This window comes from Terrabacter sp. 2RAF25 (assembly GCF_052115265.1).
Taxonomy (GTDB): Bacteria; Actinomycetota; Actinomycetes; order Actinomycetales; family Dermatophilaceae; genus Terrabacter.
Window position 1 is genome coordinate 744,140 of record NZ_JBFRGJ010000002.1, and the last position, 18,305, is coordinate 762,444.

General features: G+C 69.8%; 15 protein-coding genes and 2 tRNA genes. 4 read left to right on the top strand and 13 right to left on the bottom strand.

All coding sequences use genetic code 11. The annotated features are described in order from the left end of the window. Nucleotides 1-39 precede the first annotated feature (39 nt). Together AB4091_RS06725 and AB4091_RS06730 are read right to left on the bottom strand one after the other, a co-directional pair. Entirely contained in the window at nt 40-1,254 is a 1,215-nt protein-coding gene (locus AB4091_RS06725) for a sensor histidine kinase (RefSeq protein WP_442290956.1), read from the bottom strand. Continuing rightward, nucleotides 1,247-2,044: a response regulator transcription factor gene (locus AB4091_RS06730; RefSeq protein ID WP_442290957.1), complete on the bottom strand. Its 798-nt coding sequence runs from the start codon at nt 2,042-2,044 to the stop codon at nt 1,247-1,249. The genes AB4091_RS06725 and AB4091_RS06730 overlap by 8 nt, the downstream gene beginning before the upstream one ends. Before the next feature lie 81 nt (nt 2,045-2,125). Between AB4091_RS06730 and AB4091_RS06735 the strand changes: the two genes are divergently transcribed. Further along, nucleotides 2,126-2,500 (top strand): hypothetical protein, encoded by a 375-nt coding sequence (locus tag AB4091_RS06735; RefSeq protein ID WP_442290958.1) that lies wholly within the window; start codon nt 2,126-2,128, stop codon nt 2,498-2,500. Between the two features lie 7 nt (nt 2,501-2,507). On the opposite strand, the gene AB4091_RS06740 is transcribed toward AB4091_RS06735, so the two are convergent. The 3 genes from AB4091_RS06740 to AB4091_RS06750 form a co-directional block, all read right to left on the bottom strand. After that, nucleotides 2,508-4,322 (bottom strand): Ig-like domain-containing protein, encoded by a 1,815-nt coding sequence (locus AB4091_RS06740; RefSeq protein WP_442290959.1) that lies wholly within the window; start codon nt 4,320-4,322, stop codon nt 2,508-2,510. A gap of 193 nt (nt 4,323-4,515) precedes the next feature. Next, nucleotides 4,516-5,169: a signal peptidase I gene (locus AB4091_RS06745; RefSeq protein ID WP_442290960.1), complete on the bottom strand. Its 654-nt coding sequence runs from the start codon at nt 5,167-5,169 to the stop codon at nt 4,516-4,518. Nucleotides 5,170-5,279: 110 nt separating this feature from the next. Beyond that, nucleotides 5,280-5,828 carry a TasA family protein gene (locus AB4091_RS06750; RefSeq protein ID WP_442290961.1) on the bottom strand — a complete coding sequence of 183 codons (549 nt, stop codon included), beginning with the start codon at nt 5,826-5,828 and terminating at the stop codon, nt 5,280-5,282. A gap of 361 nt (nt 5,829-6,189) precedes the next feature. Here AB4091_RS06750 and AB4091_RS06755 point away from each other — a divergent pair, with 361 nt between their 5' ends. After that, on the top strand, nt 6,190-6,438 hold the full coding sequence (locus AB4091_RS06755; protein WP_442290962.1) for a hypothetical protein: 249 nt from the start codon (nt 6,190-6,192) through the stop codon (nt 6,436-6,438). Between the two features lie 170 nt (nt 6,439-6,608). Here the strand turns inward: AB4091_RS06755 and AB4091_RS06760 are convergent. The 7 genes from AB4091_RS06760 to AB4091_RS06790 form a co-directional block, all read right to left on the bottom strand. Continuing rightward, a tRNA-Ala gene (locus tag AB4091_RS06760) sits at nt 6,609-6,684 on the bottom strand. Between the two features lie 15 nt (nt 6,685-6,699). Next, entirely contained in the window at nt 6,700-6,882 is a 183-nt protein-coding gene (locus AB4091_RS06765) for a DLW-39 family protein (protein ID WP_442290963.1), read from the bottom strand. A gap of 27 nt (nt 6,883-6,909) precedes the next feature. After that, nucleotides 6,910-6,986: transfer RNA gene (locus AB4091_RS06770), tRNA-Ile, on the bottom strand. A gap of 121 nt (nt 6,987-7,107) precedes the next feature. Next, nucleotides 7,108-7,854 carry a DUF3566 domain-containing protein gene (locus tag AB4091_RS06775; RefSeq protein ID WP_442290964.1) on the bottom strand — a complete coding sequence of 249 codons (747 nt, stop codon included), beginning with the start codon at nt 7,852-7,854 and terminating at the stop codon, nt 7,108-7,110. Further along, nucleotides 7,851-10,541 (bottom strand): DNA gyrase subunit A, encoded by a 2,691-nt coding sequence (gyrA, locus tag AB4091_RS06780; RefSeq protein ID WP_442290965.1) that lies wholly within the window; start codon nt 10,539-10,541, stop codon nt 7,851-7,853. Before gyrA ends, AB4091_RS06775 begins: the two co-directional genes overlap by 4 nt. A gap of 99 nt (nt 10,542-10,640) precedes the next feature. Beyond that, nucleotides 10,641-12,860 carry a DNA topoisomerase (ATP-hydrolyzing) subunit B gene (gyrB, locus tag AB4091_RS06785; RefSeq protein WP_442290966.1) on the bottom strand — a complete coding sequence of 740 codons (2,220 nt, stop codon included), beginning with the start codon at nt 12,858-12,860 and terminating at the stop codon, nt 10,641-10,643. A 455-nt stretch (nt 12,861-13,315) separates the two neighbouring features. After that, nucleotides 13,316-14,749, bottom strand: coding sequence for a M4 family metallopeptidase (locus AB4091_RS06790; RefSeq protein ID WP_442290967.1), 1,434 nt, complete (start codon nt 14,747-14,749; stop codon nt 13,316-13,318). 236 nt (nt 14,750-14,985) lie between these two features. Here AB4091_RS06790 and AB4091_RS06795 point away from each other — a divergent pair, with 236 nt between their 5' ends. Both AB4091_RS06795 and AB4091_RS06800 read left to right on the top strand, forming a co-directional pair. Next, nucleotides 14,986-15,492, top strand: a complete 507-nt coding sequence (locus AB4091_RS06795) for a SigE family RNA polymerase sigma factor (RefSeq protein WP_442290968.1) — start codon at nt 14,986-14,988, stop codon at nt 15,490-15,492. Next, on the top strand, nt 15,489-16,796 hold the full coding sequence (locus tag AB4091_RS06800; RefSeq protein WP_442290969.1) for a hypothetical protein: 1,308 nt from the start codon (nt 15,489-15,491) through the stop codon (nt 16,794-16,796). Before AB4091_RS06795 ends, AB4091_RS06800 begins: the two co-directional genes overlap by 4 nt. Nucleotides 16,797-16,803: 7 nt before the next feature. Here the strand turns inward: AB4091_RS06800 and AB4091_RS06805 are convergent, their stop codons facing one another. Next, entirely contained in the window at nt 16,804-18,291 is a 1,488-nt protein-coding gene (locus AB4091_RS06805) for a protealysin inhibitor emfourin (RefSeq protein ID WP_442290970.1), read from the bottom strand. Nucleotides 18,292-18,305 lie beyond the last annotated feature (14 nt).

The following is an 18,305-nucleotide window of genomic DNA, read 5'->3' on the forward strand; positions in this document are numbered from 1 at the left end:
GACGTGTCGGGACGACTCGGGGTGCCGCCCCGATCCGGCTCACGCGCCCGCGCGCGGGAGCAGCAGACGGTAACGGTGCGTCGGGGTGTCGGCGAGCATGAGGCGTCCACCGAACGACTCCGCGGTCGTGACGGCAGCCGCCAGGTGAGCGGGCGCGGTGTCGCGATGGACGAGGTCGGGCGCTCCACGCGGTGGGCCGTCGTCCGACACGACGACCTCGACGTGCGTGCCACGGTCGGCGACCTCGGCACGCACCGTGCCGCTGCCCGAGCCGACACAGTCGTCGAGCAGCGCAGCCACGACATCGGTGAAGGCGTCCGACGGGACGTCGACGAGAATGCCGCCCGGGGCGGTCAGCTCGACCCGGCGGCGTAGCCGACGCGAGGCCAGTCGCTGGACCGCCTCGGCGAGCAGCGGTGTGGCGTCGACCGGCCCGGCGCCGGCGTCGCGCTCGTCGCGCGCCGAGTCGAGGACCTCGAGCACCGCCGTGGACAGGCGGTCGAGGCCTCGCTGCAGCTCGTGGAGATCGCCGCGGGCGTCGACGGGGAGGTCGGGGTGCAGACCGAGCGCCTCGACCCGCAGCTTCAGCGCCGTGATCGGGCTGCGCAGCTGGTGCGACGCGGTCACCGCGAACTGTTGCTCACGCTCGCGTAGGCGGTCGACGCGCGCCAGGCCCTCACGCAGGGCCGCGCCGATCGCGTCAGCCTCGGGCACGCCGTAGTGCCGCACGTCGACCCCGGTCCGGCCGCGGGCGAGGGCGCGTGCCGCGACCGCCAGCTCCTGGAACGGTCGAGCGATCCGACAGGAGAGGACCCAGCCGACGACCGCGGCTGCCAGCACGACCCCGAGTGCGAGCAGCACGAGCGGGAGCAGCACGTCCGAGATGCGTCGGCCGATGTCGTCGGCGGGCCGCACGACGGTGATCTGCGACCCGTCGGGTCGAGTGGTGGTCTCGGCGAACTCACGGTCCGTCGCGGTGACGGCCGGTCCACCGTCCACCGCAGCACCGCCGGCCGGCCGGAACCGGATGTTGACGACGCCGCTGGACAGGGCCGCCAGCAGCTCCGGCGTCACGGGACGCCCGCCGGCCAGCCGTTCGTCGACGGCGACGGTCGCCATCGTGAGGGAGCGCTCAACCGTCGCGTGCGCCGAGCGCTCGACCTCGTCGGCCAGGGCGTAGGCACGCACGACCGCCATGACGACGACCACGCCGACGGCCGTCCCGACGAGTGCGGCGACGAGCCGCTCACGCATCCGGCGGCTCGTCCTCTAACCGGAACCCGACGCCGCGGACGGTGGCGATGCGGGCCGGGCTCGCGGCCGTCTCGAGCTTCTGGCGCAGCCGGCCGACCGTGGCGTCGAGCGTCTTGGTGGACCCGAACCAGTTCTCGTCCCACACCTCGTTCATCAGCTGCTCGCGGGTGATGGCTGCTCCACGCTCGGCGTCGAGCAGGGCGAGCACGTCGAACTCCTTTGCCGTCAGGGCGAGCTCGCCCCCGGAGACGAAGGCGCGACGCGACCGGGTGTCGACGCTCAGCCCGCCCACGGGCGACACGGCGGAAGCAGTGCCGGGAGCTGAGGCGGTCGAGGTGGACTGCGTGGCCGGTGGCGCGTCATGCCCAGGGTCCCCGTTGGCGGCGGCGGGTGCCGGCGCCTCCTCGGGAGGGGTGGTCGCGGCCCAGCCGCGGCGCAGCGTCGCTCGGATGCGCGCCAGCAACTCGGAGAGCGAGAACGGCTTGGACATGTAGTCGTCAGCGCCGACGTCGAGCCCGACGACGCGGTCGAGCTCGCCGCCGCGGGCGGTCAGGATGATCACGACGCCGTCGTAACCGTTGGCGCGGATGCGTCGGCAGACCTCGAGGCCGTCGATGTCGGGGAGACCGAGGTCGAGCAGGACGACGTGGGTGGTTCGGCTGGCGACGTGGTCGACAGCCGTGAGTCCGTTCGCTGCTCGCGTGACCTCGTAGTCGTCCCGAGCCAGCGCCATGACCAACGCACCAGCGATGTCGTTGTCGTCCTCCACGAGCAGAACCTGGGTCGCCATGTGCCCAAATTATCCGGATTTGCCGACGCCAACCCACCATTCGTGTTCCGACGCCGTCGTGCCTCGTCACCGAACAGTGCCGTGAGCACTCCCGAACCGAGCCCGACCGCCGCCCACATCCCCACGCCGGCCGGCACGGGATCGCTTCCCGGGCCGCCGACGGTCATGAGCAGCACGACTGCGGCGAGGGCGACGACGGAGACAACGAGGGCCAAGGTCCTCGAGACCACGCAGTTGCGCAGGCCGAGCCCCACGCCCGCCGCCGCCGTGGCGAGCGCCCCGACGACGAGGATCACCCGCAGGTATGCCGCCGTGTCGGGTCGCGTGACCAGCGTCGCGACCTGCAGACCCGCGAGGCCGCACGCGCCCAGCGCGGCTGCGTGCGACCAGCCCGAACGGCGTACGCCCGGGGCCGAGCCGGCTGACTGGGTGACCCGCGCGTTGGTGGCCTGCTGACCGCGCATCAGAAGTCCTTGTCGAGGGTGCCGGTCTCGGTCACCGGGGCCCCCGAGGAGGCGGACCCGAACAGGTCGGTCGCGCTCGTCGACGGAGTCCACACCATGTTCTGGGTCGTCGCGGCGGTGCGCACCGCTCCACCGCTGGCCAGGGCGGCCAGCTTCAGGGTGATGACCGTGCGGTTGGCCGACCCGACCACCGTCGTGCTCGCCGTCATGGTGGCGTTGAAGAGCGTCGTCTTGTTCGCCTTGATGAAGTCTCCCTTGAGGTTCACCGAGCCGAGGTTGATGACGGTGCTGCCGACGAGCACGTCGAGGGTGTCGTCCTTGCTGGTCAGGCCGATCACGGCGCCGTCACGGATGCGCACCTGGACAGACATGGCCGCGCCGGTGAAGGTCGGGGTGATCGACGCCGGCTTGACCGTGTCGGTGTAGGTGAGCGTCAGGGAGTCGTTGGCCTCGATCCTGCCGACCGTCGCGCCGCCGTTCACGGCCTGCACGTCGGCGCCGCGCAGCGCCGTGTTGTCGACACGGCGGGCGCTGACGACGGTCGACGTGGTGACCGCGCCGCCGGTCTCGGTGAGCACGGCCCGGAAGTCGTAGAGCCCGTCGGGGGTGCTCGTCGAGGCCCAGCTGCACGAGAACGGTGACGAGCCCGCCAGAGTGCACACGGTCGTCCACGTGCCGGCGCCGTTGGGGGAGCGCTGGATGGTGACGGAGGCGACGCCGGTGCGGGCGGTGGCCGTCGCCGTGAGGGTGACGCTGCCGGTGAGGTAGGCGCCCGGGTCCTCCATCGCGACGGACGAGACGGTGTTGTCGACGGTGCGACCGGTGACCGAGGCCGACGTCGCCGTATTGCCGGCGTTGTCGGTGGAGACGGCGCGGACGTCGTACTTGCCGTTCGTGAGCTTCGTCGTGTCGAAGCGGCAGGTGAACGGCGGGGACCCGATCGTGCAGGCCGTCGTCCACGTGGTGGTGCCGTTCGGCGCGTACTGGATGACGACCTGGTTGACGCCCGAGTCACTGTCGGCCGAAGTGGCGCCCAGGGTGACGGTGCCACTCAGGGTCGCGCCGGGGTCGGTCATCGTCACGGACGGGGGGGTGTTGTCGACCATCACGTCGGTGACGGACGCCGAGGTGACTCGGGTGCTACCTGCCGCAGCGGTGGCTCGCAGGTCGTACGTCCCGTTGCTCAGTCCGGTCGTGTTCCACGTGCAGGTGAAGGTCTGCCCGACCCCGATGGGCGAGCACAGTGGCAGGGTCTTCCACGTCGAGCCGCCGGCGACGGCGTACTCGAAGGTGGTGGTGTAGACGAGCGAGCCGCCGCCGTAGATCGTGGCCGACAGCGAGAGGCTGCCCCGCACGTCGCTGCCCGGGTCGCCGAGGACCAGCGTGACGTTGTTGGCGACCATCGTGGACACCGGGTCAGAGACGGTGACGTTGCCCGACTTGTCGGTGGCGGTGGCCCGCAGGGCGTAGGTGCCGTCGGCGCGAGCCGTCGTGTCCCAGCTGCATGACCACGGGCTCACGGCGGCGGTGCAGATGCTCGTCCACGAGCCCGTCGATCCGAGGTACTCGATGAGCACCGACGCGAGGCCGCTGTGCGCGTCCGAGGCGGTGGCCGAGACGGAGACCGTGCCGCTGACGACGCTGGCGGGGGGGTTCATCGCGACGGTGGGCGGCGTCCAGTCGGAGGCCGCGGTGAAGACGGCCGGCTGGTTCGTCGACTGCGACGTGAACGAGGCCGAGGAGAACGACGAGGTCGCGCCGAGGACGGTCGCCAACGCGGCGATCGCCAGCAGCAGCAGTCGAGTCCTCGGCATGGTCCAAACGCTACGGAGAGGGCCGCCACGGGAGCCTCGCGGGAGCACACGCCCGGGATGCGGAACTTCTACAACTTGGAACTCTCCGAGGCCGTCCCAGCAGGTATGCCGGCTAGAGACATGCCAGCAGGCCCGCCCACGAGGGACGGGCCTGCTGGTGGTGACGACCCCACAGCCCAGGGAAGCCGCAGGGTCAGCGACCGGCCATGGCGGCCGGACGAACGAGGCCCGACGAGGTGTCGGGGGCATCGGGCACGGCGTGCCCGGCTGCGCTGGTGGACGGGGCGGCGTCGTCGCGCTGGGCGGCGGAGTCCTTCTCCCGACGGGCATTCCGGAACGCCTCCAGGACGCTGAGGAGCGCGATGAACCCGGCAGGGATGCCGACGAGCAGCTTCCGATGGCTCGGGTCGGAGAGGAAGAGCAGCACCCAACCGACCTGCGGAACGTGGAACTGGACGACGGCCTGCTCGGCGCGGTCGAGCGTGAACGTCCAGGGGTCGATGCTCGGGTTGGCGTCGCCCTTGGTCCGGTAGACGATGCCCTTGGTGCCCGGCTCGGCGGAGACGATGCGGTGCGTCACGAGGTTCGTCACGCCACTGCTCGCCGGCGGGATGTAGGTGATGACGTCTCCGACCCGCAACTGGGCGGTGGGCACCACCTTGTCGAAGACGACCGAGCCCTTGTCGTAGGTGCCCTGCATCGAGCCGCCGGTGATGATGTAGCGCTGGAAGCCGAGCAGCGAGGGCAGCACGTAGGCCACGGCCAGCAGCATCATGAGCACGACGGCCAGGTTCCCGACGAGCCCCGCGATGCGGATGCTGCGTCGACGGGGAGCGGCGGTGGCCATGGCATGTCCTCTCGGTGGTCTGTGCTGAGCTGTGTGGCGCTGGGCAGAGCTGGGTCAAGTGGTGCAGCCCGGTGTCCACGCCCCCCGCGTCGACACCGGGCCGGTCAGGATCAGGGAGTGACGGGGTCGACGTTCGTGACGGTGGGCGAGGTCTGCGTGCCGTTCCAGGCGAACGCGGTGGACGCCGTCTTGCCCTGCTCGGTGTTCGTCGCGCTCGACAGGAGCGTGACGGTGACGCGGTAGGTGCGCGCCTCGCCGGCCGCCCAGGTGCCGAGGGTCTTCGTGGCGGCGCCGCCGAAGTTGCCGCTGTAGACGGTGGTCGGCGAGTTGGCGTTGGTGACGTCCTCGATCTTCTCGGTGAGCGTGCCGGTGGTGAAGCCCGAGGACGCGGTCTCCGTGACGGAGAAGATCGAACCGAGCGAGCCGGTGTTGGTGATGACGACCTGGCCGTAGACGGAGTCGCCGGGCTTCATGTTGGTGAGGTTGAGGATCGACGCGTTCGCCTTGCTGTTGGACTGCGTCAGCGTGCCGGCGGTGACGTTGCTCGCGGTGTTGCCGGACGTCGAGGAGAAGTCGGCACCCGACCCGACGGCGAGGGCGCCGGCGACGACGGCCGTGGCGAGGGGAACGAGGACCTTCTTGCTGGTGAGAACGCTCATGGTGTGTGTGCTCCTGTGATCGGGCCGGGCGCGGCCCGGAGGTTCTGGTTGGGATCGTGTCGATCCCGCTGACCAGAAACCTACGGAGGGGCACACCACGCATTTCCCCCACGAAGTCCACACGAGTTCCACGGTTCGCAACGGTTCGCGCCCATTCGCGTACCTGTCCGTGAAATGGCCCTCTTGCGCCGGATCAAGGGCCGGCACATCGTCCTTCACCCGCTGTGGTGATCACCCCACCAATCGCTCGACCACCGGCCAGCGCATACGGCGACTCTCTACCTGCACGACGTGCGATCACATGAGGTGCGCGCGCGTGCCCAGCTTGACCCGGTGGTCGGTGTTGATGAAGCTCACGCCTATGGCTGACAAGGAGATCCTCAAGGACTGGGTGCTGGAGGCGCTCGAGAGTCTGGGCGGTAGCGGGTCTGTTCTCGCCGTCTCGAAGAAGATTTGGGCGCGCCATGAAGACGACATCGTGAGTTCCGGTGACCTCTTCTACACGTGGCAGTACGACGTGCGCTGGGCAGCACAGAAACTACGCGACTCCGGCCGGCTCAAGCCGAGCCCAGGACGCAGCGCCCGTGCCAATTGGGAGTTGTCCCCGTAGTTGTTGCCGCCCGCTCCACCAAACTGATCGCTCCGGCGGGCCTAACTGTCTTGAACCTGCGCGAGATCGCGCACTTGGTGTCGCCTCAACCCACGAGCTGTGCGAAGTCGCGCCCGACCAGGGCTGCGAGCCATGCAAAGAACCCTCTCCCAGAAGGGAAAGGCTTCATGTGGTGGAGCCAAGGGGACTCGAACCCCTAACCCCCTGCTTGCAAAGCAGGTGCGCTACCAATTGCGCCATGGCCCCTGAATGGGGAGGAGGTCAGCTCGCGGCGTTGGCCTGGCCGTTCGCCGACGGTGAGGCGGGGGCCGGGACGACCGGTGCCTGCACGTCGTCGGTGGCCTGCGTCCACAGGTCCTGCTCGGCCTGCTGCTGCTTGGCCTTCTTGCGCAGGAGCACGAGGCCGGCGACCGCGCCACCGATGAGGGCGAGACGCTTGAGCATTCGAGATCCTCTCCGAAGTGGCGGTGATGGTGGGCCTAGGAGGACTTGAACCTCCGACCTCTTCCTTATCAGGGAAGCGCTCTAACCGTCTGAGCTATAGGCCCATCGTCACCTTCGCGCGACCGATCCACCCCGTCAGAGGTGATGACCGGACGCGAGGGGAAACGTTACCCGATGCCCCCGCGAACCTACAAAACGGTCGCGCCCGCGGGGAGTGAGCGGGGGTCAGTCGTCGGTCAGGGTGAGCTGCACGCCGCCGACGAGGGCCGAGCAGATGTTGTAGAGGAAGGCCATGACAGTCGCGATGGCGGTCATCAGGATGACGTCGATGACGCCGATGACGATCGAGAGCGACACCACGCGACCGAAGCCGACGTAGTCCTTGATCGAGAACGGGTCGGAGGTCGTGGTCTGCAGCGACTGGAGCACGCCCTCGATGTCGGAGAAGACGTTCATCGTCGACAGGATCATCCACAGCACGGCCGTGAGGATGACGCCGGCGATGCCGAGTGCCACCGAGAGCAGGAAGCTCATCTTCATGACCGACCAGGGGTCGACGCGAGCCACAGCGAGCCGGACGCGGCGGGGACCCTTGTGCTTGCGGGGCGCCGAGCCGGGAGCCCCGGCGGGCCGGCCGGGTGCAGCACCGACCTTCTGGGTCGGGGCCGTACGCGTGGTCACGGCACCGCGCGAGAGCGAGGTCGTCGAGTCGCTGGGTGAGGCACCCGACGTGCTGCCGGACGAGCCCGGGCCGGACCCCGAGGAGTAGGCAGCGCCGCCGGAGCCGTAGTAGCCGTTCGACGAACCGCTGGAGGAGCCGCTGCCCGAGTCAGCTGATCCGGTGCCCGAAGCGGGGCTCGCACTGCCCGATCCGCCGCCCGAGGTGGCGCCCTTGCCGCTGCCTGAGCCTCGCGACGTGCCGGCACCGTAGCCGGCCGCGCCGAACGACCCTTCAGAACTGGTCGTGCTCATGCGTCACCTCCGTTGTCGTCCTCGGACGAACCGTCCTCGCCAGTCGAGGTCTCGTCCGACGGTACGCCATCATCGCTGGGAACCGTAGCGGGCGCTCCCGTGCCGGACGGCTGGTCGACGGGCTCACCGGCCTCGATGTCCTCGACCGCGCTGGCCGACTCGGCGTTGCGGGCGACCGCCACGATGGAGTCGCCCTTGTCGGGCGTCGCGAACTTCACGCCTTGCGATGAGCGGCCGGTGTGGCGCACCTCGTCGACGCGGGAGCGGACGATCTTGCCCTTCTCCATGACGACCATGACCTCGTCGGTCTCGACCACGGTGAGGGCTCCGACGAGGTCGCCGCCCTTCTCCGACAGCTTGGCCACCTTGATGCCGAGGCCACCACGGCCCTGGAGGCGGTATTCCGACACCGGGGTGCGCTTGGCCAGACCGTTCTCGAAGACGACGAACACGTCGGGGCTCTCGCCCTCCTCGACGACCGACATGGCGAGCAGGTCGTCGCCGTCACGGAACTTCATGCCGGTGACGCCGGACGTCGACCGGCCCATCGGGCGCAGCGCCTCGTCGGTGGCGGTGAACCGGACCGACTGGCCCTTGCGCGAGACGAGCAGCAGGTCGTCGCGGTTGGACGCCAGACCGGCCCCGACGAGCTCGTCCCCTTCGCGCAGGTTCACGGCGATGAGGCCGCCCGAGCGGTTCGAGTCGTAGTCGGCGAGGCGGGTCTTCTTGACCAGGCCGCGGCGGGTGGCGAGCACGAGGTAGTCGCCGGCCTCGTAGTCCTTGATCGCCAGCACCTGGGCGATCTGCTCGCCGGGCTGGAACGCGAGCAGGTTGGCCACGTGCTGGCCCTTGCTCTCGCGGGAGCCCTCGGGCAGCTCGTACGCCTTGGCGCGGTAGACGCGTCCGAGGTTGGTGAAGAAGAGCAGCCAGTGGTGCGTCGTCGTCGTGAAGAAGTGCTCGACGACGTCCTCGCCGCGCAGTGACGTGCCGCGGACGCCCTTGCCGCCGCGCTTCTGCGAGCGGTACTGGTCGACCCGCGTGCGCTTGGCGTAGCCGCCGCGGGTGATCGTGACGACGACGTCCTCCTCGGGGATGAGGTCCTCCATCGACATGTCGCCGTCGAAGGGGATGATCTCGGTGCGCCGGTCGTCGCCGTACTTGTCGACGATGGCCTGCAGCTCCTCGGAGACGATGTCGCGCTGGCGCTGCGGCGACGCGAGGATCGCGGTGTACTCGTCGATCAGCTCCTGCAGCGCGTCGTGGTCCTGCTGCAGCTTCTCGCGCTCGAGGGCGGCGAGCCGTCGCAGTTGCATGTTGAGGATCGCGTTGGCCTGCGTCTCGTCGATGGCGAGCAGCTCGATGAGGCCCTCGCGCGCGACGTCGACGGTGCGCGACCCGCGGATGAGCGCGATGACCTCGTCGAGCATGTCGAGCGCCTTGAGCAGACCACGCAGGATGTGGATCTCCTGCTCGGCCTTGTTGAGGCGGAACCTGGTGCGCCGGACGATGACCTCGATCTGGTGGTCGACCCAGTGCCGGATGAAGCCGTCGAGCGGCAGCGTGCGCGGCACGTCGTCGACGAGCGCCAACATGTTGGCGCCGAAGGTCGTCTGCAGCTGCGTGTGCTTGTAGAGGTTGTTGAGCACCACCTTGGCGACGGCGTCGCGCTTGAGCACGACGACGATGCGCAGACCGGTGCGGCCCGACGTCTCGTCACGGATGTCGGAGATGCCCGCGATCTTGCCGTCCTTGACGAGGTCGGCGATCTTGAGCGCGAGCATGTCGGGGTTGACCTGGTAGGGCAGCTCGGTGACGACGAGGCACTGCCGGTTCTGGATCTCCTCGACGTTGACGACCGCCCGCATGATGATCGACCCGCGGCCGGTGCGGTAGGCGTCCTCGATGCCGCGGTGGCCCATGATGAGCGAGCCGGTCGGGAAGTCGGGCCCCTTGATGATGCCGAGCAGGGCCTCGAGCAGCTCCTCGCGACCGATCTCCGGGTGCCGCAGGTAGTACTCGGCACCCGCGGCGACCTCACGCAGGTTGTGCGCCGGGATCTGCGTGGCCATGCCGACGGCGATACCGGCCGAGCCGTTGACGAGCAGGTTGGGGAAGCGGCTCGGCAGGACGGACGGCTGCATCGTCTTGCCGTCGTAGTTCGGCACGAAGTCGACGGTGTCCTGGTCGATGTCCCGCACCATCTCCATGGCGATCGGGGCCATCCGGCACTCGGTGTAACGCGGGGCGGCCGCGCCGTCGTTGCCGCGCGAGCCGAAGTTGCCCTGACCCTGGACGAGCGGGTAGCGCAGCGACCAGTCCTGCACGAGGCGCACGAGGGCGTCGTAGATCGCCGAGTCACCGTGCGGGTGGTAGTGACCCATGACGTCGCCGACGACACGCGCGCACTTGTTGAAGCCGCGGTCGGGGCGGTAGCCGCCGTCGTACATCGCGTAGACGATGCGGCGGTGCACCGGCTTGAGGCCGTCGCGGACGTCGGGCAACGCGCGGGACACGATGACCGACATCGCGTACTCGATGTAGCTGCGCTGCATCTCGGTGTTGAGGTCGACCGGCTCGACCCGGTCGTGCTCGCCGGGCTCACGCGCGATGACCGCGCGTGCGTCGACGTTCTCCTCGGAAGGCTCGGTGACGTCGTCCCCGTTGGTGGGAGGCAGGTCGTCGCTCACGTCAGATCCCTTTGTCTCTCAGTCAGATTGGTGCAGCAGAGGACGTATGCCGGGTGGCGACGTTTCACGTGGAACGTGCCGGACGGCATACGGCGGAGGTCAGATGTCGAGGAACTTCACGTCGTGCGCGTTCTTCTGGATGAACGAGCGACGGGACTCGACGTCCTCGCCCATCAGGACGGCGAAGACCTCGTCGGCCTTGGCGGCGTCGTCGAGGGTGACCTGGAGCAGCGTGCGCGTGGACTGGTCCATCGTCGTCTCGCCGAGCTCCTGGTAGTTCATCTCTCCGAGGCCCTTGTAGCGCTGGATCGGGTTGTCCTTCGGCAGGCGCCAGCCCTTGTCCTCGCCGATCTTGCGCAGGCCGTCGCGCTCCTTGTCGGAGTAGGCGAACTGGTGGTCGGCGTTGCTCCAGCGCAGCCGGAACAGTGGCGGCTGGGCGAGGTAGACGTAGCCGGCCTCGATGAGGGGTCGCATGAACCGGAACAGCAGCGTCAGCAGCAGCGTGCGGATGTGCATGCCGTCGACGTCGGCATCGGCCATCAGCACGATCTTGTGGTAGCGCGCCTTGTCGATGTCGAAGTCCTCGCCGATGCCGGTGCCGAACGCCGAGATGAGCGCCTGCACCTCGTTGTTGGCGAGGATCTTGTCGATGCGTGCCTTCTCGACGTTGAGGATCTTGCCGCGGATCGGGAGGATCGCCTGGGTGTGCGGGTTGCGGGCCTGCGTGGCCGAGCCGCCGGCGCTGTCGCCCTCGACGATGAAGACCTCGGAGATGCTGGGGTCCTTGCTCTGGCAGTCCTTGAGCTTGCCCGGCAGGCCGCCCGACTCGAGCAGTCCCTTGCGGCGGGTCGCCTCACGGGCCTTGCGGGCCGCCATCCGCGCTGCCGCCGCCTGCACCGACTTGCGGACGATGTCCTTGCCCTCGGTGGGGTGGGCCTCGAGCCAGTGTCCGAACTCGTCGGTCATCGCGCGCTGGACGAAGCCCTTGACCTCGGAGTTGCCGAGCTTCGTCTTGGTCTGGCCCTCGAACTGCGGCTCGCCGAGCTTGACCGAGATGACGGCGGTGAGGCCTTCACGGACGTCGTCACCGGTGAGGTTCTCGTCCTTCTCCTTGAGGAGGTTCTGCTTGCGCGCGAACTCGTTGATGAGCTTGGTCATCGCCGCGCGGAAGCCCTCCTCGTGGGTGCCGCCCTCGTGCGTGTTGATCGCGTTGGCGTAGGTGTGCACCGACTCGCTGTAGGCGTTGGTCCACTGCATCGCGAGCTCGAGGGTGAGCGAGCGGGCCTCGTCCTCGGCCTCGATGGAGATGACCTCGGGGTGCACCGGCTCGCTGCGCTTGCTGCCGTTGATGTGGTTGACGTAGTCGACGAGGCCGTTGTCGTAGCGGTAACTGACCTTCTTGGCCGTGACCTTCTTCTTCTCGCCGCCGTCGGGACCGGAGGCCGCCTGAGGCTCGTCGTCGTCGGCCTCGTCGACGACCTCGATGTCCTCGTCGACGCCGTCGAGGTCGACGTCGCCCTCGGCCGGCTTCTGCTCGATGCGCTCGTCGACGAGGTTGATCGTCAGGCCCTTGTTGAGGAAGGCCATCTGCTGCATGCGGGCCCGGATCGTCTCGAAGTCGTAGTCGACCGTCTCGAAGATGTCGGCGTTGGCCCAGAACGTGATCGTCGTGCCGGTCTCGTCGGTGGCCTCCTGCTTCTCCAGCGGGCCGTCGGGCACGCCGTCGGTGAAGCTCATCCGGAAGACGTGGCCCTTCTGGCGCACCGCAGCCTTGAGGCGGTGCGAGAGGGCGTTGACGACCGAGCTGCCGACGCCGTGCAGGCCGCCGGACACCTTGTAGCCGCCGCCACCGAACTTGCCGCCGGCGTGCAGCTGCGTCAGCACGAGCTCGACGGCGCTGATCTTCTCGACCGGGTGGATGTCGGTGGGGATGCCGCGACCGTTGTCCTTGACCCGCACGCCGCCGTCGGCGAGCAGGGTCACGTCGATGGTGTCGGCGTAGCCGGCGAGCGACTCGTCGACCGCGTTGTCGACGATCTCGTAGACCAGGTGGTGCAGGCCGCGGGGCCCCGTGGAGCCGATGTACATGCCGGGACGCTTGCGCACGGCTTCGAGACCCTCGAGGACGGTGATGGCGCTGGCGTCGTAGTCGACACCGTTGGGCCGGACGTCCGCAGGAGGTGCGGGAGGTGCCACAGGTGCGGGAGCCGGTGTCGAGCCGTTGGTCGAGTCGGGGACCGAGTCAGGGAGGGAGTCAGGGAGGGAGTCGCTGGGACTCGGGGTGGTGCTGGGGGTGGTCGGCTCGTCGGCGTCGGACACGTCTCTCCTCTGGTGACCCTTGGTGGTCAGACCTCATGCGGGCGGCTCGACGTGACGTCGAGCCGCAACCTCATCATTCTAACGGTCCGGAGAGGTGAACCGTGCCCTCAGACGCGCGGAACGGCCATTTTCCGGCCCGAACACCCCGTCATCCGAGGGGGGAGTCACCCCCCGGCCCCCCAGCGCGCCTGTGACGCCTTCTCACGAGTCGCAGCGATCCCAGCGATCGCGCTGGACCCACAGGTCCATTCTCCCGCGTTCACCCACCTCGGTCACGCCCTGTCCACAGGCCCTTGACCGGCCCCTTCGAGCCCCGTTGCGACCCCATCGCGACCCCGGCGCAACCGGCTTTTCGACCCGCTCATCCACCCGCGTATGCCGGCAGGCCGGGTCCCAGAGGAACCCGACCTACCGGCATACGCAAGGGGTGGTGCGGCACCCGGCCGACGGCCCCGTCAGAGGATGCCGCGGGCCCGGAAGGCAGCGCGCACGGTGGCGGCGTCGGTCGCGCCGTAGAGCGCCGTCGCGGTGTCGACGGTCTTCTGCGCGGCTGCCGCCCACGTCGTCGTCGGCGAGTAGCCGAACTGCGCCTCGAGGATGATCCGGGTCGCCTTGTCGCGCCCGAGGCCCTTGTTCATGTCCCAGAGCGCGTGGCTCCAGATCTCACCGTCGTCGTGCACCTCACCGGTGCGGTTGGCGACGGTCTTGGCCGTGTCGAGGCGGCGGATGCAGTGCGGCGTGGTCGAGGTGTAGCTCGTCGAGTCCCAGTCCATGACGCACGCCCAGGGCGTCGTCGCGGTGTCGGCCGAGTTCGCCTGCGACATGGTGGCGGCCAGGTAGTCGCCGAAGCCCTCGCCGATGGCGCCGCCGTCGTTGCTCGCGCCGAACCCGGGCACCTGGTCGTCCTGGACCGCGTGGCCGTACTCGTGCCACACGACCTCCTGGTCCTCGCCGTCGTCGACGCCGCCGGTGCCGATGGTGATGGTGTCCTGGCTGGGGGTGTACCAGGAGTTGTCCTGCGTCGTCGCGTTGACGTTGAGGTCCTGGGCCTCGTTGTTGACGTCGGTGAAACCGAGCGACTGGATGTAGGTCTGCAGGCGGTCGACGGCGTAGTAGCTGTTGACCTGCTCGAAGCGGCTGTCGCTGCGCGTGTAGAGGAAGGCGTTCGGCGACGAGAAGGCGGCCGGGTTCTTGCCCTTCGTGGGGTTGACGACGGTCGCGTACGCGCCGCGCAGGTAGCCGGAGCCGTCGAGGTGGGCGAGCGTCACCGTCTTGTAGGCGGCGGCCGGCACGGCGGAGTCGGCGTTGCTCGCGTCCTTGAGCGACTCGTTCTGGAGCGCGACGACGGGGTTGGGGTCGAAGACCTTGCCCGTGCCGTCGGCGAGGCGACGCTCGTCGGTGACCTTTCCGACCTTGCCGCTGCGGGCGTCGACCAGGACCTGCTTGTCCTGGTCGGTCGTCACCTCGTAGGCGAGCGTGGCCGCGGCTCCGGCGACTCCGGGCACCACGACGAGCCGGCTCGACCGGGCGTTGCCGTGGACCTTCGCGGCCGTCGCGGCGTTGGCGCGGCCCACGCCGGGTGTCACCGACGCGAGGCCGGTCACAGCCTTTCGGCCGTCGTCGACGGACGATGTCGCACCCGTCGAGTGCACGGAGTAGAACCCGCCGAGCACCGGGACGCCCCGGTAGGTCTGGGCGTAGAACGAGTGCGACCCGAGCAGGCTCTGGCGCACCTGGACGAGGGTGACGTCCGAGGGAACGGCGGCCGAGGCAGCCGCGGGCAGGGGAGCCGCGACGGAGCCGGATCCGGCGGTGCAGAGCAGGGCGCCTGCTGCGGCGATGACCGCAACGGGCGCGACGAGGGGGGCGACGAGGGGGGAACGACGCATGTCGACCTTTCAGGGAGGGGAGCTCGAGGAGGACCTCGAACAGTGCGGTGGCGACGACACAGGCAACCACCGCGAAGGCGCTGCGACCGGCAAGAACTCGTAAAGAGTTCGCCCGGTTTCGGCAGGCGGGGCCGCCTGCCGAAAATCCTTCGCCGACTGCGACAACCTCCCGTGCCCTGGGGGTGTTCTGATGTGTGCCGGCATCCGCCGAGCGACAGGGACAGGGGAGACGACGGATGGACGACGCCGAACGCCGGGCCGACTTCACGGCCTACGTGCGCGCTCGCGAGCAGGCGCTCGCCCGGCTCGCGTACCTGCTGACCGGCGACCGCGACCACGCTGACGACCTGCTGCAGAACGCGCTCGCGAAGGTCTACCGCAACTGGGAGCGGATCCGCGCGGTCGAGCTGCCCGACGCGTACGTGCGCCGGGTGATGGTCAACGAGAACAACTCGCGCTGGCGGCGGATGCTGCGCCGCCACGAGTCACCCGGCAGCCACGTCATCGAGGTGCTCGACCCGCCCACCCCGACCGGACTCGACGCGTCCGAGTCGCTCGACCTGTGGCGCCACGTCCAGGCACTGCCCACCCAGCAGCGTGCCGCGATCGTGCTGCGCTACTACGAGGACCTCTCCGAGGCCCAGACAGCCGACGTCCTCGGGTGCTCCGTCGGCACCGTCAAGAGTCACACGAGCCGCGCGATCTCCGCGCTGCGCAGCAGGATGAGCGAGGCCACCGCATGAGCCACATCGACCCTGAGCTGAGGGACGCGCTCGACCGGCAGGGCGAGGGCGTACGCGTCGTGGCCGACCTCGCCGAGCGCGCCATCGCCCGCGACCGCTCCAACCGACGCCGAGAGCTGGGTGCCGCCCTGCTCGGTGCCGGTCTCGTGCTCGCCGTCGCGCTGCCCGTCACCGTCGCCTCGCTGCACCGGGAGCAGGGCACCACGATCCCGGCCGGTCCCACGCAGCCCACGCAGCCCACGGCGAGCGGGACGACGGGGTCACCGGTCCCGGGCTCGACCTCCCCGACCGCTACGACCCCCGCTGTGCCCGCGCCCCCGACCAGCATCCCCACCCTCCGACCGACAGGCGCGGCCGGTGCCGCGTCGCTGCGGCCGGCCAGTGGCCCGGTAACGGCCACGACCGACGTGGGCTACGTCGTCGACGGCACCTACCACCAGGGAGGCACCACGATTCGCCTCCCTGCGGACCTCCGCGTGACCGACTACGTCGCCCGCCTCGGCGACGGGCTCCTCGTCAGCGGGCCGGACGGCCACACCATCGTCCACGCCGACGGCACCAAGGGGGCCGTCATCGCCGCGTCGCAGCAGCGCCCGCGGGTCGGTGACGACGGCACGCACCTGCTCGCCAACGACGCCGACGGCAACCTGCTGTACGCCGACAGTGTCGGCGCGACGGTCGCCACCCTGAAGCCACGCTCCACGGGCGACGCGGGCTACTCGCCGGCCGGCCTGGTGGGCACGACGGCCTACGCGTCCCGACCCGGCACTGGGAGCTCGATCGCCTGGGACGTCGAGACCGGAGCCCTGAGGTCCCTCAAGGGGGAGCTGGCCTTCGTCAACGCGCCCTCAGGACTCGGCCTGTCGTTCGTGGGCGGCGACACCGGTGGCGACGGCTCGAAGAGCTGCCAGATGCTCCTCGACCTCGCCTCGGGCCGTGAGATCTGGCGACTGTGCGGGCCGCTGCAGATGCTCGGCTTCTCGGACGACGGTCAGTACGCCCTCGCCACCGGGCACGTCGACGGTTTCACGTCCTGGCTCTTCGGGAGCCTCGTGGTGATCCGCACGTCCGACGCCGCCATCGTCCTGCAGGGTGGCGGCCCCGCCGCGGACGCGAAGGGCGACGTGAAGGGCGTGCGCATGACGGCCGACCACCGGCTCACACTCCAGGTCTGGAACGGTGACACGCGCGACCTCGAGCAGTGCAGTCTCGACGGAGCCTGCGAGGTGGTCGGCGCGGCGCGGCCGCTGCCGAACCCCGATGTGCCCGAGTCGGCTGGCCCCTACCCGCTGCAGGACAACTGAGGTCGGCTCAGTCCTCCCTGAGAGTCCGTTCGAAAAGAGAGTGGATCGCCTCGGGCAGGTGGGGCTCCTGGATGGTCACGTTGCAGCCGGCCTCGTCGCAGACGACGGAGTAGATGTATGCGTCGGGGTGGGTGCGCTCGGTCGAGGCTGCGATGCGCTGGAGCGTCGGGGCCGACAGCAGGTGCGCCCAGTCCTTGGCGTCGCGCTCGGGCAGCTCGCCGAGGGCCAGCTGCCGCTCGCGCACCTGGCCGGCGAAGCCTCCGGTGCGGCGCAGGAGCACCTGGGCACCGGCGCTCGGAGTCCTTCCGGAGCCCCCTGCCGGCGACGGAGCGGGCGCGGAACGGTCGGCGCCACCGGTTTCGCCTGCCGCGCCCGCGCCTGCCCCGCCCGCGCCTGGAGCGTCAGGCGCCTCGGAGGCGGCGGTCAGCACGCCGACCTGTTCCCACGCCGAACGGACCGCCGTCTGCTCGGCCGAGCCGTCACCGTGGGCCGTGCCTGCGGCGGCGACCGTGAGGCCGGCGAAGGTCGCGAAGTCGCAGTCCGCCTTGATGCCGTCACCTGACACGACGGCATACCAGACGGCACCGGCTGCCTCCCAGGCGTTGCCGCCGATCGCGAGGGCCGCGAGGACGAACGCCCGGTTGGGGATGCCGGAGTTGATGTGCACCCCGCCGTTGTCCTCCTCGGTGTCGACGAAGGCGTCCATGTGGGCCGGCTGGGGGTCCTTGCCGAGGCGGGGGTCGTCGTAGGCCGTGCCGGGGTTGTACATGTCGCGCAGCGCCCGGCCCTTGACCGACGGCGCGAGCAGGTCGGCACCGACGAGCCAGTCGGCCTGCTCGACGCTCTGGCCGAGGAGGTGCTGCTTCACCAGTACGCCGAAGACGTCGGAGACCGACTCGTTGAGGGCACCCGACTGGCCCTGGTAGAGCAGGCCGGCCGTGTGCTCGGTGACGCCATGGGCCAGCTCGTGCCCGATCACGTCGACGCTCTTGGTGAACCGCTCGAAGATGACGCCGTCGCCGTCGCCGAACACCATCTGCGAGCCGTCCCAGAAGGCGTTGTCGTAGTTGCGTCCGTAGTGCACGGTCGCGAGCAGCGGCATGCCCTTGCCGTCGAGCGAGTCACGGGCGTATGCCGTCGACCACAGCTGCCAGGTGGCGCCGAGTCCGTCGTAGGCCTCATTGACTGCCACGTCGCTGGAGGCCGCCTCGCCCTCGGCGCGCATCTTCGTGCCGGGGGTCGTCTGGGTGCCCTTGGCGTCGGAGATCGTGCGGTGCGGGCCGATGGCGGCGGCATCGGGCTCGCCGGTGACGTCCTTGCGACGGGGCGCCCGCCGGCCGGTGGGACGGGCGGTCGGCGTGCGACGCGTCGACCGCAGGTGCTCGTCGTGCCGCAGGGCCTCGCGGGCGTGCTCGGCCACGGCCGGCTCGTCGCTCGCCGCCAGCGCCTCGAGGATGTAGGGCGGGACGATCGTGCAGTGCGGCATCTGGCTCATGACGACAGTCTGCG